A 25,493-nucleotide genomic window follows, 5' to 3' on the forward strand; every position below is an offset into this window, starting at 1 on the left:
GACAGTCAGGTAGAATGCGAAGGTGTCGCCGCATTGCTCAAACCTTGATCAGGTTTGGGGAACAAAAGGACAGGCGCGCGCGTCTTCTGAGCAAGCTCCTGTAACCTGCCGCGCGGATGGCGTATCACAGCCAAATGACCAACTCACTGTCCGACATGATCGCTTGCCCCAAATGCGACGCGCTGCACCGGGTGCCGCAAGTCGATATCGGCGCTCAGGCCAGATGTGTGCGGTGTGGCACTGTTCTGATGGCGCCGCGCGAAGGCGCGATGACACGGATCGTCATGCTGTCGATGACGGCTCTGATCCTGATGATCGCTGCGGTTTTCTTTCCATTTCTTGAATTGAGCACCCATGGGCTGGGTCGGAAAAGTTCGGTTTTCGACGCAATTCTTGCGTTCTCGGACGGGCTCATGCTGCCTTTGTCCTTCGCGGTGGCGGCGTTGATCGTGGTGTTGCCGATCACCCGGTTCGTGGCGCTGATTTATGTGTTCGCGCCAATGGCATTGGGTTGGGCACCCGCGAAACATGCGCGGTCGGTGTTCAAACTCGCTGAACATATCCGCCCATGGGCGATGGCGGAGGTGTTCATCATTGGCGTGGCTGTCGCGCTGGTGAAGGTTGCAGGGTTGGCGCAGGTGACGCTTGGCCCCGCCTTCTGGGCCTTCGTTGGGCTGGTGATCATCACGGTTCTCAAGGATAATTTCATGTGTCGGGTGACGGTATGGCAAACGCTGAACGCGCGCAGCCCGTCCTGACGGCGCGGGCTGCGGGGTTGGTGGGCTGTGCCGAATGTGGCCATGTTTACCAACTGGGAACAGAGACCTGTACGGTGTGTGGAACGCGGCTGGTCAGCCGGGACATGACAAGCCTGCAGCGGGTCTGGGCTTGGCTCTTTGCGGGCATGGTCGTGTACATCCCCGCCAATGTCTATCCGATGCTGCGCACCACGACCTTTGGCAATACGCAGGAGAGCACGATTGTCGGCGGTGTGTTCGAGCTGATGGATCACGGCTCTTATGGTGTGGCGTTGATCGTGTTTTTCGCCTCGGTCATCATTCCGGTCAGCAAGTTCATCGCGATTGCCTATCTTGCAATCAGGATTCAGCGCGGAAAACCGGGCACCACCGCCCATTTTCACCTTTACGAGGTGGTCGAGTTCATAGGTCGCTGGTCGATGATCGACGTCTTCGTCGTGGCGATCCTGTCGGCCTTGGTGCAGTTGAATTTCGTCGCCTCCATTCATCCAGGAATCGCGGCCGTGAGTTTTGCTCTTTCGGTTGCATTCACCATGATTTCGGCCAATAGCTTCGATCCCAAACTCATCTGGGACGCGCCTGAAGGAAAACCGGTTTGAGCGATCCGACCCCCGCAGATATGAAGGTGTCCGCACCGCGCAAGTCGCTGTTTCGGAACCTGTCTGTTGTCTGGCTGGTGCCGCTGGTGGCGCTGGGCGTGTCGCTTGGCATCGCGTGGCAGAACTATGCAGATCGCGGGACGTTGATCGAGATCGCGTTTCGCAACGCATCGGGCGTGGTGGCTGGAGAAACGACCCTGCGCTATCGCGACGTGGTGGTAGGAACGGTCGAGGATGTGCGGTTCACCTCGGATTTGGGCCAGGTTCTGGTCTATGTGCGTGTCGACAATGATGTTGCACCGTTCATCGACGACGAGGCGACGTTCTGGGTGGTGCGGCCTGAAGTGTCAGCGCGTGGGATCAGCGGTTTGTCGACGGTTTTGTCGGGTGTGTATATCGAAGGCGCGTGGGACAACATCCCGGGTGCAGTGACGCAGCGGTTTGCCGGAACGGAAACGCCGCCGCTGAACCAGCCAGGGCGTCCTGGTCGGCGGATCACATTGGCGACGGATGATGGCACGACGATTTCCTATGGATCGCCGGTGCTGTTTCGCGGTGTCGAGGTGGGGCGGCTGGAGGCTCCGCGTCTTTCGGCAGATGGGCGCACGGTGTTGGTCGATGCGTTCATCGACGCGCCGCATGATACGCGGCTGACGCAGGCGACGCGGTTCTGGGACACGTCGGGGTTCGAACTGACCTTTGGTACAGCGGGTTTTTCGGTGGATTTCGACAGCCTTGCATCGCTGGTCACAGGCGGCGTGTCGTTTGATGATGTCTACGAAGACGGGGAGCCGTTGCCCCCCGGCTACGTGTTCACGCTTTACGAGGAAGAGGAAGACGCCCGCCGCAACACCCTGGTGCGCGGGCCATCGCAGGGCGTGTCTTTCGCGGTCCAATTTTCGGAGTCGGTGAACGGTTTGGAAGCGGGCGACGACGTGACCTATCAGGGCCTCGAAGTGGGGGTCGTCACCGAATTGCGGTCTCGGGTGATCGAGACTCAGTTCGGGCCAGAGCTGTCTTTGCTGGTGAACGTAGCCATCGACCCGCAGCGCATGGGCTTGCCCCCCGAAACCACCCCGGAGGAGACGGTCGATTTCTTCCGTTTTGCGGTCGAGACGGGGATGCGGGCGCGTTTGGCGACGGAAAGCCTGCTGAGCAGCGATCTGCGGATCGAGCTTGTTGTGCTGGATGACGCGCCTGCTGCGCGGCTGACCGAAGTTGATGGTGAACCACCGCGCCTGCCCAGCATCGAATCCAATCTGTCGGACTTTACGGCCACCGCCGAAGGTGTGCTGGAGCGGATCAACGCGCTGCCCATTGAAGAGGTCATGCAACAGGCGATCAGCCTCATGGATGCGGTCGAGCAATTGGCGCGGAACGAGGATTTGCAGCGCGTGCCGGGATCGGCGGTGGCGCTGCTGGACGACACGCGCGCTGGTCGGCAACGAGGCGATCCAGGCGATCCCAGCGCAGATCGAAGCGGCGGTGAACGACCTGACGGCGCTTGTGGCCGAGGTGCGCGAGGGTGGTGCGATTGCGTCCTTGAACAGCGCCTTGGCGCAATTGGATGCGGCGATGGTGGGGATCAACGCCGCGTCGCAATCGGCCCCGGCGTTGGCCGAGAACCTTGCAAAGCTGACGGAAGAGGACATTCCGGCGGTGCTGGCCGAATTGCAGGGCGTGGCGCAGACCGCGCAGGAGCTGAAGCTGGACGAGTTGGTGGCCAGCGCCACGGCGACATTGAACCGGGTGGATGCGCTGATCGCGCAGGAGGCGGTGCAGGGCATCCCGGCAGCGGTGACTGCAGCGATCGAGGATGTGCGGACCATCGTGGCGGATGTGCGGGCCGAAGGTGCGGTGCAGGCGTTGGGCAGTTCCCTGCGTAATCTGGACAGGGCAATGGCGGATATCAGCGTGGCCTCGCAGGATGCTCCCGCGCTCACGGCGAACCTGCGGCAGATCACCGAGAGCGACATTCCCGAGCTGTTGAGCGAGCTTGAAGCGGTGGCGACGACGGCGAAAGATCTGGAATTGCAAGAGCTAGTGGACAGTGCGACGAGCACGCTCAACCGGGTCGATGCGCTGGTGGGGTCGCAGGACACGCTGGAACTGCCCGGTACAATCAACGACGCGCTGACCGAGATGCGGCTGGCCTTGGCCGAGTTGCGTGAAGGGGGCGTGGTTGAGAACCTGAACGCGACGCTGCAATCGGCGTCGGATGCGGCCGGGTCGGTGGCGGAGTCGGTTGAGGACCTGCCGCAGTTGACCGCCCGGTTGGAGCGGTTGGTGGCCGAGACCGAGGCCGTTGTGCGGTCTTATGGGGAACGGTCGGATTTCAATACGCAGACGCTGTCAGCGCTGCGCGAGGTACAGAATGCAGCGAAGTCGATTTCCGAATTGGCGCGCGCGATCGAGCGCAGCCCCAATTCGCTGATCTTCGGGCGCTGAGGAAGGACGAGTGGAATGATGCAGATGAACATGCGGGTGCTGGCGGTTTTGGTCGCGCTGCCTTTGGTGGCCTGTGGATCAGCCGACAGCGCGCGTTACCTGATCGACGCGCCGGTGGCGACCGGGGCTGCGACGCGCGTGTCGGTGCAGAGTGTCGAGTTGCGCGACGTGTCGCTGCCCAGCCATGCGTCAGGTTCCGAGATCCTCGTGCGCGAGGAAGGCGGCGCGTTGCGGCCCTTGGGGGACGCGGTCTGGGCGGATGATCCGGCGCGCGCGGTCACGGGTACGTTGGCACAATTGCTGGACGACCGCAGCACGGCGACAGTTTCGGCAGAGCCTTGGCCGCTGCTGGATGGCCCGTCGGCGCGGCTGGATGTGCGGATCGACAGGATGCTGGCCAATGTTTCAGGTGTGTTCGAGATCACAGGGCAGGCTGCAGTGAGTGCCGTGGACGGACGCCCGCGCGAGCGGGTCGAACGGTTTGCCATCTCGGTGCCGATTGCCGAGATCTCGGCGGCTGCGGTCACTGACGCGCAGGGCCGGGCGCTGGTGGCGCTGTCGGACGAGTTGATCGGGCTTTTGCGCTAGAGGCCATGCCCCTGATCCCCTCCAGCCTGAATGACCTGCTCGACCACGGGTTCGATACCGTGATCGACGTCCGCAGCCCTGCGGAATTTGCCGAAGATCATGTGCCCGGTGCGATCAACCTGCCGGTTCTCGACAATGAGGAGCGGGCGCGGGTGGGTACGATCTACAAGCAGGTCAGCCCGTTTGATGCGCGTAAGATCGGGGCCGCGTTGGTGTTCCGCAATGCCGCTAACCATATCGAAACCTCTTTGTCTCATCATGACGGTGGTTGGCGACCCTTGGTCTATTGCTGGCGCGGCGGGCAAAGGTCGGGGTCGTTTGCGTGGCTGCTCAAGGAAATCGGCTGGCGGTCTGACGTGGTTCAGGGCGGGTACAAAACCTATCGGCGGCTGGTTGTGGAGATGCTGCACGATCAGGCGCTGCCGTTCCGGTTCGTGCAATTGGGCGGCTATACCGGTACGGCCAAGACAGAGCTTTTGCCGCTTTTGGCGGCGCGGGGCGTGCAGGTGATCGACCTTGAGGGGTTGGCGAACCACCGTGGATCGCTCTTGGGGTCGATGGGGGAGCAGCCGTCGCAGAAGGCGTTTGAAAGCGCCTTGGCACGGGTGCTGTGCCGTCTCGATCCGGGGCGGCCCGTTCTGGTGGAGGCGGAGAGCAGCAAGATCGGGCAGATCCTTGTGCCGCCGTCGCTTTGGGACGGGATGAAGGTGGCGCCGTGGATCGAGGTGACAGCGCCATTGGAGGCGCGGACGGAGTATTTGCTGCGGGCCTATGACGATATCCTGTCGGATCGGCCCAGGCTGCACGCACGGCTGGCGCCACTCAAGGCGCATCGGGGCGAGGCTTTGGTTGCGCAGTGGATTGGGCTGAGTGCGGCGGGTGACAAGCGGGCGCTCACGCGGTCGCTGATGGAGGACCATTACGATCTGGCTTATGCCAAGTCGATGAAGGCGATGGCCCCCCATGTCATTGCGCAGGTTGCGGCGGATGGGCTTACGCCTGCGCATCTTGAACACGTGGCGGCGCAGGTCGCGGCGGTGCTTCAGGCGATTGAGATCTGACCGACCGGACCTCTGTGCAGATGGCCGATGATGGCGCTGTCGGGGTGCCCGTTCTGGTGCAGTTTGTCGATCAGGGTTTGCGCCTGATCCGCCGGAACAGCCGCCAACAGCCCACCGCCGGTTTGCGGATCAAAAAGCAAGCGTGTGAGCGGGCTGTCGGGAATGTTTGAAAATCCGGCGCGATTGTTGTCGTAAAGCGAAGAATGCTCGCCGCGTTCCGACAGGTCCAGCGCACCTGGCAGGAGCGGGATAGTGTCGAGCGTCAGGGTCGCGGCAAGGCCGGAGGCGGCGCAGATGTTCTGTGTGTGCCCGGCAAGGCCGAACCCGGTGAGATCGGTCATTGCCTGTGCCGTGTCCTGCAGGATGTGGGAGGCGGATTTCTGGCCCTGCTGCATCGCGTCCAGCGCGGCTGCGACGTCGGAACCCCGCGCCTTGCCGGACATGAGCGCGGCCATGATCACGCCGGTGCCGATGGGTTTGGTCAGGATCAGCGCCGCGCCGTCCTGTGCGCCGCCCAGCGTGATCGGATCGCGGTCAAGCAGGCCGGTGACGGCGAGGCCGATGGTCAATTCGTCCCCCAGCGTGGAGTGGCCGCCGACGATATCGGCACCCGCGTCCTGCAGGATGGTTTGGGCCGAGGTCAGGATCTCTGTCAGGGTGCGTTCGGCCAAGGGTTCCGACAGGCGGGGCAGGGTGATCGACAGGGTTGCGGCCTGCGGGTTGGCACCCATCGCCCAGATGTCACCCAGGGCATGATGGGTCGCGATGCGGGCCATGACGGCGGGATCGGCCCAGAAGCTGCGCAGATGGTCGGTGGTGAAAACCTGCCGCGCGCCGCCGGTGAGCAGGAGGGCCGCATCGTCACCAGGAAGCGGCGTGATGTCGGCGCGCTGCGTGGGTTTCAGCGTGGCGAGGGATTTGGACAGCGCATCGCGGCCGAGTTTCGCGCCACAGCCACCGCAAAGCGGTTTAGGGCCCATCGCCTGCTGCACCCCCTTGGCGCGGGGATAGGGCAGGGGCGCAGTGGGCATCTTGGGCAGTTGGTCGAACTGGTCCATGAATTTGCGGTCGATGCGGTCTTTCCAACCCCAGACCCAAGGGCCGGTGAACGTGAGGCCGAAGCGATCACCAAGCGCCGACTTTTTCCCGAGCGAGATAAGCTTCAGGTAATCTTTCTGTGGCACATAGGTCTTGAGCGGACCACCCGAGAGAGAGGAGGCGAGATTGTGAAATAGAACAGGGGCTTGCCGCACGGCATAGACGCCCGCCTTGGGCCGGGGGGCGTGGGACATGTGCGCGCAGTCGCCGACGGCAAAGATGCGCGGATCACTGGTTTGCAGACGGTCATTGACGGTCAGAAAGCCGTCATGGGTGGTCAGGCCGGTCTGTGCCAGCCAAGGATAAGGGCGTGCTCCTGCGGCGCCCGTGATGAACTGGGCCGTGATGCTGCTGCCGTCGTCGAGGGTGATCGTGTCTTTGCCAAGATGGGTGATCTGGGTGTTTTCGTGCAAGATGATGTTGAGCGACTTCATCGCGTCGCGCAATTTATCGGCGCTTTTTGCTGGCAGCGCCGACAGCGCGGTGGCGTTGTCGATCAGGTGAATTGTGGCGGGGCGATTGCGTTTCTTTAAGGCGTGGGCCATTGCCATCGCCAATTCGGCACCGGCAACGCCGCCGCCGATGATGGCCACGTTGGCCGGGCCAGTGCGGTTGCGGAAGCTGTCCCATTCGGCGGCAAAAGGACCAAGCGGTTTGGCAGGGATCGCATGGTCGGCAAAACCGGGCAGGGCAGGCATGTCGGAGGTGATGCCGACATCGACCGAACAGGCGTCGAACCCAATGGGCGGATGGGTGTCGATCTGGACAGTGCCACGGGCCGGGTCGATGCCAGTGACCGATCCAAGGATCAGCCGCGCATTGGCGAATTGCGCGAGGCGGACAAGGTCGATGTCGAGTTGTTCGCGGGTGTAATGGCCAGCGACAAAACCGGGCAGCATGCCGGAATAGGGTGCGGTTGGACCCGGATTGATCAGCGTAAGTCGTGCCCCGGGGAGAGGTTTCATCGCCCATTTGCGCAGCACCAACGCGTGGGTGTGGCCGCCACCGATAAGAACGAGGTCCTGAGTGAGCGGCAGGGGCGGCTGGTGCATGAGGCTGGTCCTTTGGTGGTCAGGCCCGGTGTACCACGGCGGTGCCGCCCCGCCCATGCGGCGGGTGATCAACTTTCGTAACGTGTCTGTCCGTGCGCGTTTGCGCTAACGCAAGGGGTGACGTGAAGAGGGTGATGCGCGCGGGCTTGTGGGTGGCACCTGTGCGCGATTCGGTCGGGATCACCGAGGCAGTCTGTCTGCCGTGGCCTCAGCTAGCGCCGCTCAGACCCGTCAAAAGCGCAGTATACTTTGGGATACAGAAAAATATTTAATTAACAAAGGCTTAAAAAATTGAGAAAAACGACTGAGTAAGTAAATTTCAAAACCTTAATGCTTGACGAAATAATCCTGCGCCTAGATGAAAGCCCAAGAATTGCGAAGAGCGTTGGGTCAGAAGGCGGCCTTTGCTCGGTAGGGACGCGACATTGCGACCGCGCGAACAGGCAGGAGAGATCGTCGGCGATGTTGAAATCCATTTTGGTCCCAGTGCGTGGTGATGGCATGGTCGCAACCGTCCTTGCCCACGCCGCCGAACTTGCCAAGCAGCACCAAGCGCAGGTCAATGTCGTCCATTGTCGTGCCCAGGCCAGCGATCTGCTGCCGCAGGGGATTGTCATGAATGACTTTGCCCGCAAGGTGATGATGGAACAGGCGGTCGAGCTTGCGAACCGTCAGGAAGATCACCTGCGCAAGATTTTGCACCGTCTGGCGCGTGATTTTGGGCTCGAGGAAAACGCGAGCACACCCGATGTTGCGGTTTGTACCTTTGCGGAAGAGCCGGGCCGCATGGCCGATGTCGTCAAGCATTCGGGTCGGTTGTCCGATCTGATTGTTTTGCCGAAGCCTCAGCGGGAACGCAATCTTGGCCAAAGCTCGTTGAAAGCGGCGCTTTATGGCGCGGGGCGGCCCGTGTTGATCTGTCCGGGGCAGTTGCAGCCTGACGCAACATTCGCCCAGCACGTGGCGGTTGGCTGGAATGGCTCGCTGCCTGCAGCGCGGGCTGTGGCATCGTCTTTGGACATCATTCACGCTGCCAAGCGCGTCAGCATCCTGACCGGCGGGAAAGTGCAAACGCACGGACCCACCGTTGAAGAGCTTGTGGACTATTACGCGCTGCGGGGCATCACCGCCGAAGTTGTGCGCTTCAGCGGAAAAGATGCCGCCACCGAGCTTCTCAAGACGAGCAAGAGCATCGGGGCCAGCCTGCTGGTGATTGGTGCTTACAGCCACAGCCACGAGACCGAGATGCTGTTTGGAGGCAATACCGAACGCATCGTGGACAAGACAGAAATGCCCATCCTGATGGCACATTGAACCAACTCTTTGGCCGAGCAACGGCCTGTGACCGGGGCGTGCCCCATATCTGAACCCCGCACATGACGCGGAAACGACTGGCCTGGGACACCGGGCATATTAGGGAGGACTACACCATGAAACTCACCAAGAGATTTTTCCTCGGACTGGCTGCAGGCACGGCCCTTGCGACATTGCCGATGGCAGCTTTGGCCCAGGACTGGCAGCCGAAACGTCCGATCGATTTCACGATCATGGCAGGTCCGGGCGGCGGGGCAGACCAGATCGCGCGGTTCGTGCAATCGGTGGTCGAGGCGAATGACATGACCAATCGCCCCCTGATCCCCACCAACCGCGGTGGCGGCTCGGGCGCTGAGGCCCTTCTGCATCTCAAGGACGCGCGCGACCCGGATCACACGCTGATGGTCACGCTGAATTCGTTCTACACAACACCGATCCGCCAAGAGGGTCTGGGCGTCGATATCGAAACCTTTACCCCGATCACCATGATGGGCGTCGATCCGTTCGTGCTTTGGGTTCACAAGGATTCCGGCATCACGACCTTTGAAGACTTTATCGCCAAGGTCAAAGAAATGGACGGCGAGTACGTCATGGGTGGCACAGGAACGGGTCAGGAAGACTCGATCGTGATCGCTTACATGTCCGGGGCCTATGGTTTGAAGATCAAGTACATCCCCTATGATGGCGGCGGCGCCGTGGCCAAGGACCTTGCCGGTCAGCAGATCATGGCAACCGTCAACAACCCCGCCGAAGCCAAGGGCTTTTACGAAGCGGGTGACTTCGTGCCGCTTCTGGCCTTCTCGGACGAGCGTATGGATGCCTATCCTGACGTGCCGACCATGAAGGAAAAGGGGCATGACTTCTCGTACTACAACCAGCGGGCCATCGTCGGTGCCCCCGGTATGTCGGACGAGGCTGCAGCCTATTACCGCGAGGTCTTCGGCAAGGTCTACGAAGGCGAGGACTGGCAGGCCTACCTGGCCTCTGAAAGCCTGTCGCCGCTGCCGATGGATGAAGCGCAAACACGGGCCTACTGGGCGACGCAGGTTGCCACTCACCGCAAGCTTCTGTCCGAAATCGGCGGTTAAGCTGTAAGCCAGGAAAGGGGGCAGACATGCGCCAAGGTGAAATATCACTTGCAGGGCTCCTTGCCCTCTTTTCCCTGTATCTGATGTGGAAGAGCGCAGAGCTTCCCATCGGGTACATTCGCGGCCAAGGGCCGGGCGGTGGCTTCTGGCCATTCTGGCTGTCGGTCGGAATGCTGCTGAGCTGTGTTGCGATTGCCTGGAATTGGTGGCGCGGCAAGAGCCCCGCATCGGTGTCTGATGAACCGCTCATGGATGCCTTCGGATGGCGCACCGTGCTCCATGTCGGAGGTGGGGTCATTGCATTCGTTGCTTTGATTTCCGTGGTGTCGATGTATGGCGCGGTGGGGCTGTTCCTTGTCTACTACCTGCGTTTTCTGGGCCGGCATTCCTGGGCCCTGACACTCGCCATCGCGATCGTCCTGCCCATCGGTCTGTTCTTCTTCTTCGAGGGGGCGATGCAGATTTCGATGCCGCAAGGCCTGCCGTTCACGCAGCCCTTCTTCGATGTGATGTACGACATCATTTACTGACGCCCCCAGGACCCAAGGACCATCATGGAAGCTTTATCTTTTCTGGCCGATGGCGTGCTTGTTGCGCTTGAGCCGCTCAATCTTCTTCTTATCCTGATTGGCGTCACCGTTGGCTTGTTCATCGGGGCAATGCCGGGATTGGGATCGGTGAACGGTGTGGCGATCCTTTTGCCGATCACCTTTCTGGTGCCGCCGGGTTCCGCCATCATCTTTCTGGCCGCCATCTATTACGGCGCGATGTACGGGGGGGCGATTTCATCAATCACCATGGGCATACCCGGCGCATCAACGGCCGTGGCCACGACGTTTGATGGACGGCCCCTGGCGCTTCAGGGGCGGGCCAGCCTTGCCCTGGTGACAGCGGCGATTGCGTCCTTCGTGGGCGGCACCATCGCCAACGTCCTGTTCACTCTGTTTGCGCCGCTGCTTGCGACCATGGCCCTGTCGTTTGGACCGCCCGAGATCTTTGCGCTGATGCTGCTGGCCTTCGCGACCTTTGTGGGGCTTGGCGGGGATGATATCCCGAAGACGATCTTTTCGATCTGCCTTGGTCTGGTTCTGGCCACTGTCGGGTTCGACACCATCTCGGGTGAGCCGCGCCTTGTGCTGTTCGAGATCGAGGGTTTCCTGCGGGGGATCGGCTTTATCGTGCTGGCCATCGGGGTATACGGCATCGGTGAGATGCTTTGGACAATCGAGCAAACGCGCGGTGAAGTGACAACGACAAACCCCAAAATGACCATGAAGGGCATGGTGTCTGATTCCAAGGAAGCGATGCGCAGAGGTTGGAAAGGCACGGGGATCGGATCGTTTCTTGGGTTCTTCGTTGGTGTTCTTCCCGCTGCAGGTGCGACACCGGGGTCGCTGATGTCTTACGGTGTTGCCAAGATGGTCTCAAAGAATCCCGAGGAATACGGGAAGGGGACGCCCGACGGTGTTGCGGCGCCTGAAGCCGCCAACAACTCCGCCTCTACAGGCTCCATGTTGCCGATGCTGACGCTGGGTATTCCGGGCTCTCCGACAACGGCGATCCTTCTGGGTGGCATGGTCATCTGGGGTCTGACACCCGGTCCGCGCCTGTTTGTCGATGAAAGCGAGTTTGTGTGGGGTCTGATCGGATCGTTCTACATCTCGAACATCGCTGCGCTGTTCATCAACCTCGCGTTCATCCCGCTTTTCGTGTGGATGCTGCGGATGCCCTTCACCATCCTTGCTCCGCTGATCTTCGTACTGTCCATCGTTGGTGGATTTGCCGCGTCGCGCAGCATGCATGATCTTTGGCTGATCATCATTTTCGGGCTTGCGGCGTTCTTTTTGCGCAAGTTCGATTATCCGCTGGCACCGGCTGTTCTGGCGATTGTGCTTGGGCCCATTGCCGAGCCGACGATGCGCCAATCCCTGCTGCTGTCCTCGGGTGACCCGACGATCTTCTTCACCCGACCCATTGCGGGGCCCATCACCGTGGTTGCCATCATCCTGATCCTGCTGCCTGCGATAAAACTGCTGCGCCGCAAGCGGTCGGAAAAACTGGCCTGACCTATGCGAGCGGGTCGGGATCACGGTGGTCCGGTCATCGAAGACCAGGTGTCAGAGGTATAAATTGCCAACGCCGCGCTTTTCTTTATGCGCCCACTCGTTATGTATCAGCCCAAGGGTGGATGTCAGAGCGGTGCTCGGGCGGAAAAAACTGAAAACAGACTACTAAGGAGGGACAGGGCAATGGCTACAAACGTCAAGGCACTGCTAGAGGGACATGACGCCGGATCAAATGCCTTGGGCGCACCTGGGCGGGACTGGCTCAGCTATGGCGGGCTGCGGGATCTGTCGGCGGAGGTCAGCGCGTCCTTGCGCGGCTTCGGCATCGGTCCAAGCGACCGGGTGGCCATCGTGCTGCCGAACGGGCCGGAAATGGCGGCGGCGTTCGTGACAATCGCGCAGGCGGCGACCACGGCCCCGCTGAACCCGGCGTACCGCGAGGATGAATACAAGTTCTACCTTGAGGACCTTGGCGCGAAAGCGATTGTGCTGGGCGACGGCTATGACGGTCCGGCGCTGGCTGCCGCACAGTCCCTTGGGTTGATGGTGCTGCGCACGGTTGTGGCCGAGGGCGCACCAGCTGGGTCGTTCACCCTGTCCGCCGATGGTGCGACGGGCGATGCGCTTCCTGCGAGCGATCCGAGCGATGACGATGTGGCACTGATCCTGCACACCTCGGGTACCACGTCGCGGCCGAAGATCGTACCGCTCCTGCAATCGAACGTGGCGGCGTCGGCACACAACATCGCGGCGTCACTGAACCTGTCGTCCGACGACCGTTGCCTGAACGTGATGCCATTGTTCCATATTCACGGCTTGATCGCTGCGGTGTCAGCATCTTTGTCCGTGGGCGCGTCGATCTGGTGCGCGCCGGGCTTTGACGCGCTGCGCTTCTTTGGCTGGATGCGCGATGCGACGCCCACATGGTACACCGCTGTGCCGACCATGCATCAGGCCATCCTGACCCGCGCAGGCCGCAATGCGGATGTGATCGCGGAGGTGCCGCTGCGCTTCCTGCGGTCGTCCTCGGCGTCTTTGCCGGCACAGGTGATGGAGCAGCTGCGCGAGACCTTCAACGCGCCGGTGATCGAGGCTTACGGCATGACCGAAGCCGCGCACCAGATGTGCTGCAACCCGTTCGACCGGCAGAAACCCGGTGCGGTGGGTGTGGCCGCTGGCCCCGAAGTGCGCGTGGCGCATGAGACCGAGAACCGGCTGATCGACGGGACGGGTGAGGTGGTGATTTCCGGCCCGAACGTGACACCCGGCTATGAGAGCAACCCGGATGCAAACGCCAAGAACTTCTTTGAAGCCGATGGCAAGCGCTGGTTCCGCACCGGCGATCAGGGCGCGTTTGACGAAGACGGCTTCCTGCATCTCACCGGGCGATTGAAGGAAATCATCAATCGCGGCGGCGAGAAGGTCTCGCCGCTCGAGGTGGATGGGGTGCTTCTGGACCACCCGGCGATTGCGCAGGTGGTGACCTTCGCGCTGCCACATCCCAAGCTGGGGGAAGAGGTCGCGGCGGCTGTCGTGCTGAAGGATGGCACCGAGGCGACCGAGCGCGAGATCCGCGATTTCGCAGCCGAGCGCATGGCGGATTTCAAAGTGCCGCGCAAGGTGATCATTCTGGACGAGATCCCGAAAGGGGCCACCGGCAAGATGCAGCGGATCGGTCTGGCGGAAAAGCTTGGGCTGGTTGAGACGGCGTGAGCATGTGCCGGGCTGATAGCCCGGCCTACGCCTTTGATCGGCGGTGGTGTCGGATGGATCGAGAGGGAGCCTCCGGCGGGAGTTTATTTGGCAAGATGAAGGGGGAGCGGTTCGCGGAAAAGCAGCGGATCGTTTCGGGTGAGCGATGAAGATTTGCGTATTCGGAGCGGGCGCCATTGGCGGCTATATGGGTGTCAAGTTGGCGCAGGCCGGGGCAGATGTGAGCCTTGTGGCGCGCGGGCCGCATCTGGCGGCGATGAAAGCCAACGGTTTGAAGCTGATCGAAGAGGGTGGTGAGGAGACCGTTGTGTCTGTGACCGCCTCGGACAATCCGGCGGATCTTGGCGTTCAGGATTACATCATCGTGACACTGAAGGCGCATTCCGTGCCGCCGATCGTGGACAAGATGAAGCCGCTGATCGGGCCGAACACCACGATTGTGTCGGGGGTGAACGGGGTGCCGTGGTGGTATTTTCACAAGATCGGTGGTGAACACGAAGGCACACGGCTTGAGTCGGTCGATCCGGGCAATGCGCAATGGGACGGGTTCGGGCCGGACCGGGTGCTGGGCTGTGTGGTCTATCCGGCAGCGGAAGTGATCGAGCCCGGCGTGGTCAAGCATATCGAGGGCAACCGCTTTTCGCTGGGCGAACCGGACGGGTCGAAATCCGAGCGGGCTGTGGCGCTGTCGCAGGCGCTGTCTTCCGCGGGGCTCAAGGCGCCGGTGCGGCCCCGGTTGCGGGATGAGATCTGGGTGAAGCTTTGGGGCAACCTGTCATTCAACCCGATCTCGGCTTTGACCCATGCGACGCTGGATGTGCTCTGCACCGATCCCGGTACGCGGGCGGTGGCCAAGGGGATGATGCTCGAGGCGCAGGAGATTGCGGAAAAGCTGGGGGTGAAGTTCCCGATAGATGTGGAGCGCCGCATTGATGGCGGTGCGGCAGTCGGCGCGCACCGCACGTCGATGCTGCAGGATCTGGATCAGGGCCGTCCGATGGAAATCGACGCGCTGGTGGGATCGGTGCAGGAGCTGGGCCGCGTGGTGAATGTGCCAACACCGACAATCGACACGGTGCTGGCGTTGGTCACGTTGCGGGCGCGGACGGCCGGGCTTTATTCGTAAGCGGCGGTCACGATCACTTCGACCTTGAGCTCGGGGCGGGCCAGCTTGGCCTCCCCGCAGGCGCGGGCGGGAGCGTGGCCTTCGGGCACCCAGGCGTCCCAGACAGCGTTCATTTCGGCGAAATCGGCCATGTCGGCGACCCAGATGATGGCTTGCAGGATCTGTTCGCGCGACGATCCGGCCTGTTTCAGCAGCGCATCGACGCGGGCGAGGCAATCCTGCGTCTGCTCTGTCACGGTGTCGCCTGAGCCCACCTGACCACAGAGATAGACGGTGCCATTGTGTTTGACGATCTTGCTCATCCGCGTACCGATCTCTTGCCGTTCGATCATGGGGTGTCTCCTGACTGTTGTTTGCGCTGACACTTGCTGTTGGCGCGCGGATTGTCCAGAACGCTGGGGACAGATGAGGGGAGAGATCAGATGTCCGACACGCGTGCGCGCAAACGGTTCCGGTCGCAGGAATGGTTCGACAATCCCAACAATCCGGGCATGACGGCGCTTTATCTGGAGCGCTATCAGAACCAGTCCTTCACCCAAGGGGAGTTGCAGGCCGAAAAGCCGATCATCGGGATCGCCAATACCGGGTCGGATCTTGCGCCCTGCAACAAGATCCATGTGTTCCTGATGGACCGGATCAAGGCGGGGATTCGCGATGGTGGGGGGATTCCGATGGAATTCCCGGTGCATCCGATTCAGGAGACCGGCAAGCGGCCGACGGCGGCGTTGGACCGGAACCTTGCCTATCTGAGTTTGGTCGAGGTGCTGCATGGCTATCCCATTGACGGGGTGGTGCTGACCACAGGCTGTGACAAGACCACGCCGGCGCAGCTCATGGGCGCGGCGACGATGGATATTCCGGCGATTGCGCTCAATGGCGGTCCGATGCTGGATGGCTGGTACAAGGGCAAACGCGCAGGCTCCGGCACGACGATCTGGGAAGGGCGGCGTCTGATGGCGCGGGGCGAGATCGGCTACGAGGAGTTCATGGAACTGGCCTGTGCATCGTCGCCCTCATTGGGGCATTGCAACACGATGGGAACGGCGAGCACGATGAACGCGATGGCCGAGGCGCTGGGCATGTCCTTGCCGGGCAATTCGGCGATCCCGGCGCCGTTCCGTGAGCGGATGGCGATGGCTTATGAGACGGGCAAGCGCTGTGTGCAGATGGTGCTGGACGATCTGAAACCGTCGGACATTTTGACGCGCGAGGCGTTCGAGAACGCAATTGTGGTCAATGCGGCCATTGGCGGGTCGACCAATGCCCCGCCGCATCTGCAGGCGATTGCGCGACATGCGGGGGTGGAGTTGGACGTGACCGATTGGGAGAAGATCGGGTTTGACGTGCCGCTCATGGTGAATATGCAGCCGGCGGGCGAGTACCTGGGCGAGAGTTTTTACCGCGCAGGCGGTGTGCCTGCGGTGATGGGGGAATTGCGCAAAGCGGGGCGGTTGCATGAGGGGGTGATGACCGCGTCAGGGCAGCGGTTGGGGGATGTGCTGGCGTCTTGGGAGAGTCTGGACCGGGACGTGATCACGACCTATGACGCGCCGCTGCGCGACAAGGCGGGGTTCAAGGTGCTGTCGGGGAACCTCTTTGACTCGGCGCTCATGAAGACCAGCGTGATTTCCGCCGATTTCCGCAAGCGGTTCCTGTCGAAACCCGGTGAGGAAGGCGTGTTCGAGGCGCGGGCGATCGTGTTCGAGGGGCCCGAGGATTACCACGACCGGATCAACGATCCGGATCTGGCGATTGACGAGGAATGCATGCTCTTCATCCGCAATGTCGGCTGTGTGGGCTATCCCGGATCAGCCGAGGTGGTGAATATGCAGCCGCCTGATGCGCTGGTAAAGGCTGGGATCAATCACCTGCCGACGGTGGGGGATGGGCGGCAATCGGGGACGTCGGAAAGCCCGTCGATCCTGAATGCCTCGCCCGAGGCGGTTGTGGGGGGCGGATTGGCCTATCTGCAAACCGGGGACCGGGTGCGGCTGGATCTCAATGCCTCGACCCTGAACGCCTTGGTGGATGAGGTGGAATGGGAGGAACGCAAGGCGGCGTGGCAGGCGCCGGAGATCGTCAACCAGACGCCGTGGCAGGAGATCTATCGCCGCCATGTCGGGCAATTGGCGGATGGGGGATGCCTCGAGTTGGCGACGGCGTATCAGCGGATCGCCAAGGATTTGCCGCGCGACAATCACTGACGGGGTAGGGGGCGCTGCCCCCGTCCGCCTTTGGCGGACTCCCCGGAGTTTATTTGGCAAGATGAAGCAGGGAGCTGGGTCATGTCACAGACGATCATCATCACTGGGGCGGGCAGCGGGATTGGCCGTGCCTGTGCCGAAGCATTTCTTGAGGCTGGCTGGACGGTCGGGCTGATCGGGCGACGGGCGGCACATTTGGAGGAGATCGCGGCGGGGACAGAGGCGGCGTTGGCGCTGCCCTGTGACGTGACCGACGTGGCGGCGGTGGAGGCGGCCTTTGCGCAGGTTGTGGAGCGTTGGGGGCGGCTTGATGCGCTTTTCAACAATGCAGGAACGGGCGTGTTCGGGGCGACCATTGACGAGATCCCGCTGGAGGATTGGAAACGCTGCATCGACGTCAACCTGACAGGCAGTTTTCTCTGTGCGCGTGCGGCCTTTGCGCAGATGCGGCGGCAGGACCCGCAGGGCGGGCGGATCATCAACAACGGCTCGATCTCGGCCCATGTGCCGCGCTGGGGGTCGGTGCCCTATACGGCGTCGAAACATGCGATCACCGGGCTCACGCGGACGCTGTCGCTGGATGGGCGGGCGTTCAACATCGCTTGCGGGCAGATCGATATCGGCAATGCGGAGACCGAGATCGTGCACGGGTTGCGCGCGCAGGCGATCGACGCAGGCAAACCGGTGGAGCCGGTGATGGATGTGGCGCATGTGGCGACATCTGTGCTGCATATGGCCAGTCTGCCGCTGGATGCCAATGTTCAGTTCATGACGGTGATGGCGACCACCATGCCCTATATCGGGCGCGGCTAGATTGCCCTTGGACTCGGCCTGAGCTTCGTGCGTTTATGCCGTCAGAGACAAGGGAGGAGATTACCATGATCAAGCGCGCATTTCTCAAGTTCGCTGGAACAACGGCACTGGCACTGACGCTGGGCACAGGTGCCTTTGCGCAGGAGGTGACATTGCGGATGCACCAGTTCCTGCCGGCGCAGGCCAATGTGCCCAAGAACGTGCTTGTGCCCTGGGCCGAGCGGGTGATGGAATCCTCGGGTGGGCGGATCGAGATCCAGCATTTCCCGTCGATGCAATTGGGTGGCACGCCGCCGCAGCTGATCGACCAAGCGATTGATGGCGTGGCCGACATCATCTGGACCGTGGCAGGCTACACGCCCGGCCGCTTCCCGCGTGCCGAGGTGTTCGAGCTGCCGTTCACCATGACCGATGCGGGCGATATGTCGGCGGCCTATTGGGAACTGGCCGAAGAGCAGATGATGGATCAGGACTTTGCTGACTTCAAAGTGCTGGGGGTCTGGGTCCATGGCCCCGGCGTGATCCATTCCGCCGACCCGATCACCACACCTGGTGATCTGAACGGGGTCAAGCTGCGCGCGCCGACACGCGTGACGAACAAGCTTTTCACCAATCTTGGGGCGACCACCGTGGGCATGCCGGTTCCGGCAATCCCGGAAGCGCTGTCCAAGGGGGTCGTTGATGCGACCGTGATCCCGTGGGAGGTGACCGGCGCTCTCAAGGTGGCTGAATTGGTGGAGAACCACACCGAGTTCGAAGGGCCTGCGATCTATACCACGACGTTCATTTTCGCCATGAACAAGGAAAAGTACGAAAGCCTGCCGGATGACCTGAAGGCGGCCATCGATTCGCAGTCGGGGGCCGAGTTCAGCCGGATGGCGGGAACGCAGATGCAGTTGGACGATGCGCCGGGTCGCGAGGCGGCTTTGGACCTGGGCAACAATCTGATCACAATTTCAGAGGCGGATGCAGGTCCGTGGCGCGAGGCGGCTGCCTCGACCACAGCCGAGTGGATTGCCGAGATGAACGATAAGGGCATTGACGGAAATGCTCTGATCGCGCGGGCGAAAGAGCTTTTGGACAAGCATAACACGCAGTAAAGCGTGGCGCGTCGCCCTGCCAAAGGGTTGGGCGACGCACAAGACGGCGAGGGGCAGAGCGGCATGAAAACGGCGATTGAGCGCCTCGCGCGGGGCATGGCGGTTCTTGGCGGTGTCGTGATGGTGGCCCTTGTGCTTCTGACCTGCGTGTCGGTTTTGGGGCGCGGTCTGAACTCCATGGGACATTCCGGCTGGCTGACCTCGATGGCACAGGGCTTTGCCGATTGGCTGATCGCCAGCGGGGTCGGGCCGGTGACAGGGGATTTCGAGCTGGTCGAAGCGGGGATCGCGTTTTCGATCTTCGCGTTCCTGCCGATCTGCCAGCTTTATGCCGGGCATGCGACGGTGGATGTGTTCACGTCGCGGATGTCTGACAAGGCGAATGCGTGGCTGATCGCGTTCTGGGATGTCGTGCTGACGCTTGTGATCTGGCTGATCACGTGGCGATTGTTTGCGGGGTTGCTGGACAAGCTCGGGAATGGTGAGACGTCGTTCCTGCTGCAATTTCCGGTCTGGTGGGCCTATGCCGCCAGTTTTATGGCCGCTTTGGTGGCCTCGGTTACAGCCCTTTATTGCTCGGTGGGACGCGTGACCTATGCCGCTACCGGACGGTCGATCCTGCCAGCCTCGGGGGCGGATGCGGCATGAGCATGCTCGAACTTGGGTTCTGGTCCTTTCCGGTCTTGCTGGTGCTGATCTTTCTGCGCGCGCCGATTGGGCTGGCGATGATGCTCTGCGGGATTGGCGGTCTTTGGATGGCGCTGGGTAGCCCGGATGTGGTGCTCGCGCGGCTGAAGTCCGAGACCTATTCGACGTTTTCCAGTTATTCGCTGTCGATTATTCCAATTTTCCTGCTCATGGGCCAGTTTGCGACCCTTTCGGGCATGTCGCAGGCGCTGTTCAAGGCGGCGGAGTCGTGGCTGGGGCACCGCAAGGGCGGTGTTGCCATGGCGTCGGTCGGGGCCTGTGCCGGGTTTGGCGCGATCTGCGGGTCGTCGCTGGCGACGGCGGCGACGATGAGCCGGGTCGCGCTGCCGGAATTGCGGCGCAACGGGTATTCCGGTGGGTTTTCGACGGCAACGCTGGCGGCGGGGGGCACGCTGGGCATCCTGATCCCGCCCTCGGTGATCCTTGTCATCTATGCGATCCTGACGGAACAGAACATCGCCAAGCTGTTTCTGGCGGCATTCATTCCGGGGGTTCTGGCCGCCATCGGCTACATGATCACGATTTCGCTATATGTGCGACGGCACCCCGAAGCGGCGGGACATCGTGACCCGGTGCCCTATGCCGCGCGGGTGCGGGCGTTGATCGACGTGTGGCCTGTCTTGCTTGTGTTCGGGCTTGTCGTTGGTGGTATTTACCTGGGTTGGTTTACACCGACCGAGGGGGCGGCTGTGGGGGCAGCGGGCACCGGGCTGATCGCGCTGCTGTCGGGTAATCTGAGCTGGTACGTGTTCAAGCAGAGCATCATCCAGACGGCCGTCAGCACCGCGATGATCTTTTTCATCGTGCTGGGGGCGGCGTTCTACAACGGGTTTCTGGCGCTGACGCAGGTGCCGCAGGAGTTGTCGAACTGGGTGGTCGAGATGGGGCTCAGCCCGTTCATGGTGCTGTCGTTGATCCTGCTCTTTTACCTTGTGTTCGGCTGTCTGATGGACAGCCTGTCGATGATCCTGCTCACGATCCCGATCTTTTTCCCTGTGATTTCAGTCATGGATTTCGGCTTTGTCGATCTGGCGGTCATGCAGGCGGATGCAGCGCGCGACGTGCTGGCGGCGGGCGTTCCCGAGGGCATGACGCAGGAAATGCTGGCGTCGATCCAGTCGGCCATGGCGGCTGGGATGGAGTTGACGCGCGAGCAGATGCAGGCGCTGGACATTCGTGTGACCCAAGGCATGGCGAACCGGATCGAGGCGGAATGGGTGGCGATCTGGTTTGGTATTCTCGTGTTGATCGTAGTTGAGGTCGGTCTGATCACGCCGCCGGTGGGGATGAACCTGTTCATCATCAATTCGATGGATCGCAACACCCCTATGATGGAGACCTACAAGGCGGTGATCTGGTTCGTTGCGTCCGATCTGGTGCGGGTGATCCTGCTGGTGTTGTTTCCCGCCATTACGCTGTTTTGGCTTTACTGACCGGACATCTGCGCATCAGCGCACAGATGTTTCACGCCATAGCGCAGGAATAGATCTGGTAAACTGAACCGATCAGTTTAGATATTGGCGAAGTTTTACGGGAACGTCACAGGACATAGATCGTTTCCGTGTTAGCCTCGCGCGAAATCTGGAGATCTGTCATGGGCCGTCTGTTTGTTCTTCTTTTGCTGGTTCTCAGTCCGATCGCCTCTATGGCGCAGGACATGCGACTGGCCAAGATCATCGAGGTGCAATCCAGTGACAGCGCCGTGACGCGGCAGTTCTTTGGGCATGTGGTGGCCAAGGAAACCGTTGATCTGGCGTTTCAGGTCGGTGGGCAGATCGTCGAACTCCCGGTGATTGAAGGCGCGCGGATCGACAAGGGCACTGTGGTGGCGCAACTGGATCTGGAGCCGTTCGAGCTGGCGCTGGATCAGGCGCGGGTGCAGAAGGATCAGGCGGAACGCACGGTCGAGCGGTTGCAGAAACTGCAGGGCAGCACGGTGAGTCAGGTCACCGTGGATGACGCCGAAACCTCTTTGCAACTGGCCGAGATCGCGGTGCGCAATGCCGAGCGCGAGCTGAACAACGCGACACTTCTGGCCCCGTTCGACGCGCTCGTGGCGTCGCGCAATGTGGCCAATTTCTCGACCATCGGTGCGGGAAGCCCGATTGCGCGGTTGCATGACATGTCTGATCTGCGGATCGAGATCGACGTGCCCGAGGTGCTGTTTCAGCGCGCAGGTACGGACCCCAATGTGGAACTGTGGGCGCAGTTTCCGACAGATGATACCCGGTATTCCGTTATGCCGCGTGAATTCAACGCCGAAACCTCGCAAATCGGGCAGACCTACCGCATCACCCTTGGCATGACCCCACCCGAGGGCAAAACGATCCTGCCGGGATCGTCGGTGACGGTTTTTGCCACGCTGAATGGCGAGCTGCAGGACATCGTGATCCCCGCGTCGGCGGTCAGCACGACAAACGATGGCAGCCCGACCGTGATGGTGTTCACGCCGACTGGCGCGGACGAGGGCACAGTTGCCCGTCGTCCGGTGACTGTGGAGCCGACCATTCGCGGAGATGTGCGGGTGACGGAAGGCTTGCAGCCGGGTGAAGAGATCGTTGCCAGCGGCGCCAGCCAATTGGCCGACGGGGATCGCGTGAAGCGGTTCACCGGCTTCTCGAACTGAGCGCCGCGCCATGAATATTGCAAAAGCGTCCATCGACCGCCCCATCCTCACGTGGCTTATCATGTTGGCAGCCCTGCTGGGCGGCATCTGGGGCTTCTTTTCCTTGGGTCGGTTGGAAGACCCGGCTTTTACCATCAAGACCGCCGTGGTGGTCACGGAATATCCCGGTGCCAGCGCCGCACAGGTAGCGCGCGAGGTGACGGAACCGCTGGAATCCGAGATCCAGAAGATGTCGGAGGTCAAGGAAGTCCGGTCGGTGAACCAACCCGGTCTGTCGCGCATCAGCGTGGACATGAAAGACACCTATGACGGCGAGGAATTGCCCGAGATTTGGACCAAGCTACGCAACCGGGTGAATGCGGCGCGGCTGCCATCAGGCACCGGCCGACCGTTTGTGAATGACGGGTTTGGGGACGTGTTCGGCATCTACTATGCCGTGACAGCCCCCGGTTTTTCCGATGCCGAGATTTACGAGCTTTCCACCTTTCTGCGGCGCGAATTGCTGACCGTTGACGGCGTTGCCGATGTCGCCCTCTCGGGTGTTCCGGACGAAGTGATCTATGTGGAGCCGAACCTTGTTCTGAGCACCAACCTGAACGTGCCGCCTGCCGCGATTCAGCAGGCTTTGGCGACGACCAATTCGGTTGTGGATGGCGGGTCGATCCAGGATGTGGACGGGCGTACGCTGATCCAGGGACCGGATGGATATGACACCGTGCAAGAGATCGCGGGCCTGACCGTTGGGGTCGGTGGAGAGGTGCTCAACCTTTTCGATTTTGCCGACGTTTATCGCGCGCGCGAAGTCACGCCCGACCTGATCATTCGCCACAATGGGGTCGAAGCCTTTGCATTGGGGATCGCCGGGATCGGTTCGGAGAACATCGTCGATGTTGGCAAGCGTGCCGACGCCAAGCTGGCCGAGCTTGCGCCACAAATCCCGGTGGGCGTGGAGCTGCAACCGATCTACCAGCAGCACGTGGTGGTGGAAGAGGCGTCCAACGCGTTCCTGGTCAACCTTGCCATGTCGGTGACCATCGTTGTCATCGTGCTTGCGCTTTTCATGGGATGGCGGGCTGCGATTGTTGTCGGCGTGACGCTGCTTTTGACCGTGGTCGGAACGCTGTTCTTCATGGCGGTCTTTGCCATCGAGATGGAACGGATTTCGCTGGGCGCATTGATCATCGCCATGGGGATGCTGGTCGACAATGCCATCGTTGTGGCGGAAGGCATGCAGATCGCGATGCGACGCGGCAAGGACAGCCGGGCCGCAGCGGATGAGGCGGCCAGCAAGACGCAAATTCCGCTGCTTGGGGCCACGGTGATCGGGATCATGGCCTTTGCCGGTATTGGCCTCAGCCCGGATGCGACGGGGGAATTCCTGTTCTCGCTGTTCGCTGTGATCGGGATTTCGCTGCTGCTATCGTGGGTGCTGGCGCTGACGGCGACGCCTTTGCTGGGGCACTATTTCTTCAAGCGTGGTGCGGGTGGGGATGACGACGCCTATGGCGGCGCGATGTTCCGGCTTTATGGCGCGGTCCTGCGCGGCGCGTTGCGCACATGGTGGCTTGTGATTGTCGGGCTCGTGGGGATCACGGTTGTCTGCTTCATGCTGTTTGGTCAGATCAAGCAGCAGTTCTTTCCCGACAGCAACACGCCGCTGTTCTTCGTGCATTACAAGCTGGAGCAGGGGGCGTCGATCGAAGAGACATCGCGCGATCTGATGGTGTTCGAGGACTGGCTTGCCGAACAGGAGGATGTCGTCTCTGCCAGTGCCTTTGTCGGGCGCGGCGCGGACCGGTTCATGCTGACATATCAGGCCGAAGACCCGAACCCGAGTTACGGCCATATCATCGTGCGCACCGAAAACATCGACCAAATTGCGCCGCTGATCGCAGAGATTGAAGCCTTTGCCGCTGAAAACCTGCCGCAAGGCGAATTCCGCGCCAAGCGGCTGGCCTTTGGACCCGGTGGGGGCGATCCGATTCAGGTGCGGTTCTCGGGGCCGGATGCGGTTGTTCTGCGGGATCTGGCAGACGAGGCGATGGCACGTCTGACCGCTGCATCGGACAACATCGTTGCCCCGCGCATCGACTGGCGGGAACAAGAGCTTGTGCTCAAGCCGGTTTACGCCACAGACCGCGCGCAGGAGGCAGGGATCACCCGCGACGACATCACAACCATCCTGCGCTTTGCGACCACCGGGATCGATGCCGGGGTGTACCGGGAGGGGGAGCGGCAGATCCCCATCGTTCTGCGTGCTGACCCCGAGGCGGGGCTCGCTCTGACCGATTACGTGGTCTATTCGCAGAATGCGCAGACATCGGTGCCGCTGGAACAGGTGACGGACGGATTGAAATTCGAGGCGCAGAACACGCTGCTGATGCGGCGGGACCGGCTGCTGACGATCACCGTGGGCGCGGATATCGTCAAAGGATTGACTGCGGCACAGGTGCAGGCCGAGGTGACCGAGACCATTGAGGCAATGGACCTGCCTGCGGGCTACAAGATGGAATGGGGTGGAGAGCTGGAAAGCTCGTCCGACGCGCAGGCCAGCCTTGGGCGGCAATTGCCGATGAGCCTGATCATCATGGTGGTGATCTCGGTTCTTCTGTTCAACGCGCTGCGGCAACCGCTGATCATCTGGCTGCTGGTTCCGATGTCGGTGAACGGCGTCAGTCTGGCTTTGCTGGGCACCGGGTACCCGTTCACGTTCACAGCGCTTTTGGGGCTGTTGTCGCTGTCGGGGATGCTGATCAAGAACGGGATCGTTCTGGTGGAAGAGATCGACATCGTGCGGGCCGAAAAGCCGGATCAGGATTTGAAGGACACGATTGTAGAGGCTTCTACATCGCGTCTGCGGCCAGTGATCCTTGCTGCGGCCACGACCATTCTGGGGATGTTGCCGCTGATCTGGGACGCGTTCTTCCAGTCGATGGCGGTGACCATCATGGGCGGGCTCGCGTTTGCGTCGATCCTCACGCTGGTGGCGGCCCCTGTGTTCTACTACGCCTTTTTCAAGCGAAGTGCGGAGGCACAGGCCCAGCCTGCGTGACGGTCAAATGGTGTCCCGCGGCCTGCCATGGTTGGTGTTCAATTTGGATGTTTCGCTCATTTTGCGGGCAGAGTTTTTG

22 protein-coding genes are annotated in these 25,493 nt (G+C 61.6%); 19 read left to right on the forward strand and 3 right to left on the reverse strand.

Annotation, left to right across the window (positions count from 1 at the left end):
• Positions 1 to 134: 134 nt before the first annotated feature.
• Genes ACMVPR_RS00445 through mnmH form a run of 6 tightly spaced genes read left to right on the forward strand, consistent with a single transcriptional unit; the run spans position 135 to position 5,454 of the window.
• The gene (locus ACMVPR_RS00445) at positions 135 to 758 is read left to right on the forward strand and encodes a paraquat-inducible protein A (protein WP_416881237.1); all 624 of its coding nucleotides are present in this window, start codon (positions 135 to 137) and stop codon (positions 756 to 758) included.
• Positions 725 to 1,357, forward strand: a complete 633-nt coding sequence (locus tag ACMVPR_RS00450) for a paraquat-inducible protein A (protein WP_416881238.1) — start codon at positions 725 to 727, stop codon at positions 1,355 to 1,357. The genes ACMVPR_RS00445 and ACMVPR_RS00450 overlap by 34 nt, the downstream gene beginning before the upstream one ends.
• A complete protein-coding gene (locus tag ACMVPR_RS00455) occupies positions 1,354 to 3,243 on the forward strand; it encodes an intermembrane transport protein PqiB (protein ID WP_416881239.1) in 1,890 nt (629 codons plus the stop codon). Before ACMVPR_RS00450 ends, ACMVPR_RS00455 begins: the two co-directional genes overlap by 4 nt.
• Complete coding sequence (locus ACMVPR_RS00460; protein ID WP_416881240.1) at positions 3,155 to 3,805, forward strand: hypothetical protein; 651 nt, start codon at positions 3,155 to 3,157, stop codon at positions 3,803 to 3,805. Before ACMVPR_RS00455 ends, ACMVPR_RS00460 begins: the two co-directional genes overlap by 89 nt.
• A gap of 15 nt (positions 3,806 to 3,820) precedes the next feature.
• On the forward strand, positions 3,821 to 4,393 hold the full coding sequence (locus ACMVPR_RS00465; RefSeq protein WP_416881241.1) for a PqiC family protein: 573 nt from the start codon (positions 3,821 to 3,823) through the stop codon (positions 4,391 to 4,393).
• Between the two features lie 5 nt (positions 4,394 to 4,398).
• On the forward strand, positions 4,399 to 5,454 hold the full coding sequence (gene mnmH / locus ACMVPR_RS00470) for a tRNA 2-selenouridine(34) synthase MnmH (protein ID WP_416881242.1): 1,056 nt from the start codon (positions 4,399 to 4,401) through the stop codon (positions 5,452 to 5,454).
• Here mnmH and selD read toward each other — a convergent pair.
• Both selD and ACMVPR_RS00480 read right to left on the reverse strand, forming a co-directional pair.
• Entirely contained in the window at positions 5,436 to 7,604 is a 2,169-nt protein-coding gene (selD, locus tag ACMVPR_RS00475) for a selenide, water dikinase SelD (RefSeq protein WP_416881243.1), read from the reverse strand. The two genes, mnmH and selD, sit on opposite strands and share 19 nt — an antisense overlap.
• A 390-nt stretch (positions 7,605 to 7,994) precedes the next feature.
• Positions 7,995 to 8,411: a hypothetical protein gene (locus ACMVPR_RS00480; protein WP_416881244.1), complete on the reverse strand. Its 417-nt coding sequence runs from the start codon at positions 8,409 to 8,411 to the stop codon at positions 7,995 to 7,997.
• Here ACMVPR_RS00480 and ACMVPR_RS00485 point away from each other — a divergent pair.
• From ACMVPR_RS00485 to ACMVPR_RS00510, 6 genes are all read left to right on the forward strand, one after another.
• Positions 8,391 to 8,918, forward strand: a complete 528-nt coding sequence (locus tag ACMVPR_RS00485) for a universal stress protein (RefSeq protein WP_416881245.1) — start codon at positions 8,391 to 8,393, stop codon at positions 8,916 to 8,918. The two genes, ACMVPR_RS00480 and ACMVPR_RS00485, sit on opposite strands and share 21 nt — an antisense overlap.
• A 116-nt stretch (positions 8,919 to 9,034) precedes the next feature.
• A complete protein-coding gene (locus tag ACMVPR_RS00490; RefSeq protein WP_300580630.1) occupies positions 9,035 to 10,006 on the forward strand; it encodes a Bug family tripartite tricarboxylate transporter substrate binding protein in 972 nt (323 codons plus the stop codon).
• 26 nt (positions 10,007 to 10,032) lie between these two features.
• Positions 10,033 to 10,536: a tripartite tricarboxylate transporter TctB family protein gene (locus ACMVPR_RS00495; RefSeq protein WP_300580633.1), complete on the forward strand. Its 504-nt coding sequence runs from the start codon at positions 10,033 to 10,035 to the stop codon at positions 10,534 to 10,536.
• A 24-nt stretch (positions 10,537 to 10,560) separates the two neighbouring features.
• Positions 10,561 to 12,072, forward strand: coding sequence for a tripartite tricarboxylate transporter permease (locus ACMVPR_RS00500; protein WP_300580635.1), 1,512 nt, complete (start codon positions 10,561 to 10,563; stop codon positions 12,070 to 12,072).
• Positions 12,073 to 12,255: 183 nt separating this feature from the next.
• Positions 12,256 to 13,785 carry an acyl--CoA ligase gene (locus ACMVPR_RS00505; protein ID WP_416881246.1) on the forward strand — a complete coding sequence of 510 codons (1,530 nt, stop codon included), beginning with the start codon at positions 12,256 to 12,258 and terminating at the stop codon, positions 13,783 to 13,785.
• Between the two features lie 145 nt (positions 13,786 to 13,930).
• Positions 13,931 to 14,911 (forward strand): 2-dehydropantoate 2-reductase, encoded by a 981-nt coding sequence (locus ACMVPR_RS00510; RefSeq protein ID WP_416881247.1) that lies wholly within the window; start codon positions 13,931 to 13,933, stop codon positions 14,909 to 14,911.
• Here ACMVPR_RS00510 and ACMVPR_RS00515 read toward each other — a convergent pair.
• The gene (locus tag ACMVPR_RS00515; RefSeq protein WP_416881248.1) at positions 14,902 to 15,243 is read right to left on the reverse strand and encodes a RidA family protein; all 342 of its coding nucleotides are present in this window, start codon (positions 15,241 to 15,243) and stop codon (positions 14,902 to 14,904) included. The two genes, ACMVPR_RS00510 and ACMVPR_RS00515, sit on opposite strands and share 10 nt — an antisense overlap.
• Before the next feature lie 90 nt (positions 15,244 to 15,333).
• Here ACMVPR_RS00515 and ACMVPR_RS00520 point away from each other — a divergent pair, with 90 nt between their 5' ends.
• The 7 genes from ACMVPR_RS00520 to ACMVPR_RS00550 all read left to right on the forward strand — a co-directional run bounded on the left by ACMVPR_RS00520 (position 15,334) and on the right by ACMVPR_RS00550 (position 25,414).
• The gene (locus ACMVPR_RS00520) at positions 15,334 to 17,115 is read left to right on the forward strand and encodes an IlvD/Edd family dehydratase (protein ID WP_416881249.1); all 1,782 of its coding nucleotides are present in this window, start codon (positions 15,334 to 15,336) and stop codon (positions 17,113 to 17,115) included.
• Positions 17,116 to 17,196: 81 nt separating this feature from the next.
• Positions 17,197 to 17,928, forward strand: a complete 732-nt coding sequence (locus tag ACMVPR_RS00525) for an SDR family oxidoreductase (protein WP_416881250.1) — start codon at positions 17,197 to 17,199, stop codon at positions 17,926 to 17,928.
• Between the two features lie 65 nt (positions 17,929 to 17,993).
• Entirely contained in the window at positions 17,994 to 19,028 is a 1,035-nt protein-coding gene (locus ACMVPR_RS00530) for a TRAP transporter substrate-binding protein (protein ID WP_416881251.1), read from the forward strand.
• Between the two features lie 63 nt (positions 19,029 to 19,091).
• Entirely contained in the window at positions 19,092 to 19,676 is a 585-nt protein-coding gene (locus ACMVPR_RS00535) for a TRAP transporter small permease (protein ID WP_416881252.1), read from the forward strand.
• Complete coding sequence (locus ACMVPR_RS00540) at positions 19,673 to 21,169, forward strand: TRAP transporter large permease (RefSeq protein WP_416881253.1); 1,497 nt, start codon at positions 19,673 to 19,675, stop codon at positions 21,167 to 21,169. The genes ACMVPR_RS00535 and ACMVPR_RS00540 overlap by 4 nt, the downstream gene beginning before the upstream one ends.
• Before the next feature lie 161 nt (positions 21,170 to 21,330).
• Entirely contained in the window at positions 21,331 to 22,362 is a 1,032-nt protein-coding gene (locus ACMVPR_RS00545) for an efflux RND transporter periplasmic adaptor subunit (RefSeq protein ID WP_416881254.1), read from the forward strand.
• A gap of 10 nt (positions 22,363 to 22,372) precedes the next feature.
• Complete coding sequence (locus tag ACMVPR_RS00550; RefSeq protein ID WP_416881255.1) at positions 22,373 to 25,414, forward strand: efflux RND transporter permease subunit; 3,042 nt, start codon at positions 22,373 to 22,375, stop codon at positions 25,412 to 25,414.
• Positions 25,415 to 25,493 lie beyond the last annotated feature (79 nt).

The organism is Marivita sp., from assembly GCF_048006345.1.
In the GTDB taxonomy this organism is placed as follows: Bacteria; Pseudomonadota; Alphaproteobacteria; order Rhodobacterales; family Rhodobacteraceae; genus Marivita.

Coding starts and splice junctions, on each gene's coding strand:
- mnmH (WP_416881242.1), top strand. CDS start 4,399: ATGCCCCTGATCCCCTCCAGCCTGAATGACCTGCTCGACCACGGGTTC.
- ACMVPR_RS00485 (WP_416881245.1), top strand. CDS start 8,391: ATGGCCGATGTCGTCAAGCATTCGGGTCGGTTGTCCGATCTGATTGTT.
- ACMVPR_RS00525 (WP_416881250.1), top strand. CDS start 17,197: ATGTCACAGACGATCATCATCACTGGGGCGGGCAGCGGGATTGGCCGT.
- ACMVPR_RS00550 (WP_416881255.1), top strand. CDS start 22,373: ATGAATATTGCAAAAGCGTCCATCGACCGCCCCATCCTCACGTGGCTT.
- ACMVPR_RS00545 (WP_416881254.1), top strand. CDS start 21,331: ATGGGCCGTCTGTTTGTTCTTCTTTTGCTGGTTCTCAGTCCGATCGCC.
- ACMVPR_RS00505 (WP_416881246.1), top strand. CDS start 12,256: ATGGCTACAAACGTCAAGGCACTGCTAGAGGGACATGACGCCGGATCA.
- ACMVPR_RS00465 (WP_416881241.1), top strand. CDS start 3,821: ATGATGCAGATGAACATGCGGGTGCTGGCGGTTTTGGTCGCGCTGCCT.
- ACMVPR_RS00510 (WP_416881247.1), top strand. CDS start 13,931: ATGAAGATTTGCGTATTCGGAGCGGGCGCCATTGGCGGCTATATGGGT.
- ACMVPR_RS00450 (WP_416881238.1), top strand. CDS start 725: ATGGCAAACGCTGAACGCGCGCAGCCCGTCCTGACGGCGCGGGCTGCG.
- ACMVPR_RS00540 (WP_416881253.1), top strand. CDS start 19,673: ATGAGCATGCTCGAACTTGGGTTCTGGTCCTTTCCGGTCTTGCTGGTG.
- ACMVPR_RS00490 (WP_300580630.1), top strand. CDS start 9,035: ATGAAACTCACCAAGAGATTTTTCCTCGGACTGGCTGCAGGCACGGCC.
- selD (WP_416881243.1), bottom strand. CDS start 7,604: ATGCACCAGCCGCCCCTGCCGCTCACTCAGGACCTCGTTCTTATCGGT.
- ACMVPR_RS00535 (WP_416881252.1), top strand. CDS start 19,092: ATGAAAACGGCGATTGAGCGCCTCGCGCGGGGCATGGCGGTTCTTGGC.
- ACMVPR_RS00530 (WP_416881251.1), top strand. CDS start 17,994: ATGATCAAGCGCGCATTTCTCAAGTTCGCTGGAACAACGGCACTGGCA.
- ACMVPR_RS00520 (WP_416881249.1), top strand. CDS start 15,334: ATGTCCGACACGCGTGCGCGCAAACGGTTCCGGTCGCAGGAATGGTTC.
- ACMVPR_RS00480 (WP_416881244.1), bottom strand. CDS start 8,411: ATGCTTGACGACATCGGCCATGCGGCCCGGCTCTTCCGCAAAGGTACA.
- ACMVPR_RS00445 (WP_416881237.1), top strand. CDS start 135: ATGACCAACTCACTGTCCGACATGATCGCTTGCCCCAAATGCGACGCG.
- ACMVPR_RS00500 (WP_300580635.1), top strand. CDS start 10,561: ATGGAAGCTTTATCTTTTCTGGCCGATGGCGTGCTTGTTGCGCTTGAG.
- ACMVPR_RS00515 (WP_416881248.1), bottom strand. CDS start 15,243: ATGATCGAACGGCAAGAGATCGGTACGCGGATGAGCAAGATCGTCAAA.
- ACMVPR_RS00495 (WP_300580633.1), top strand. CDS start 10,033: ATGCGCCAAGGTGAAATATCACTTGCAGGGCTCCTTGCCCTCTTTTCC.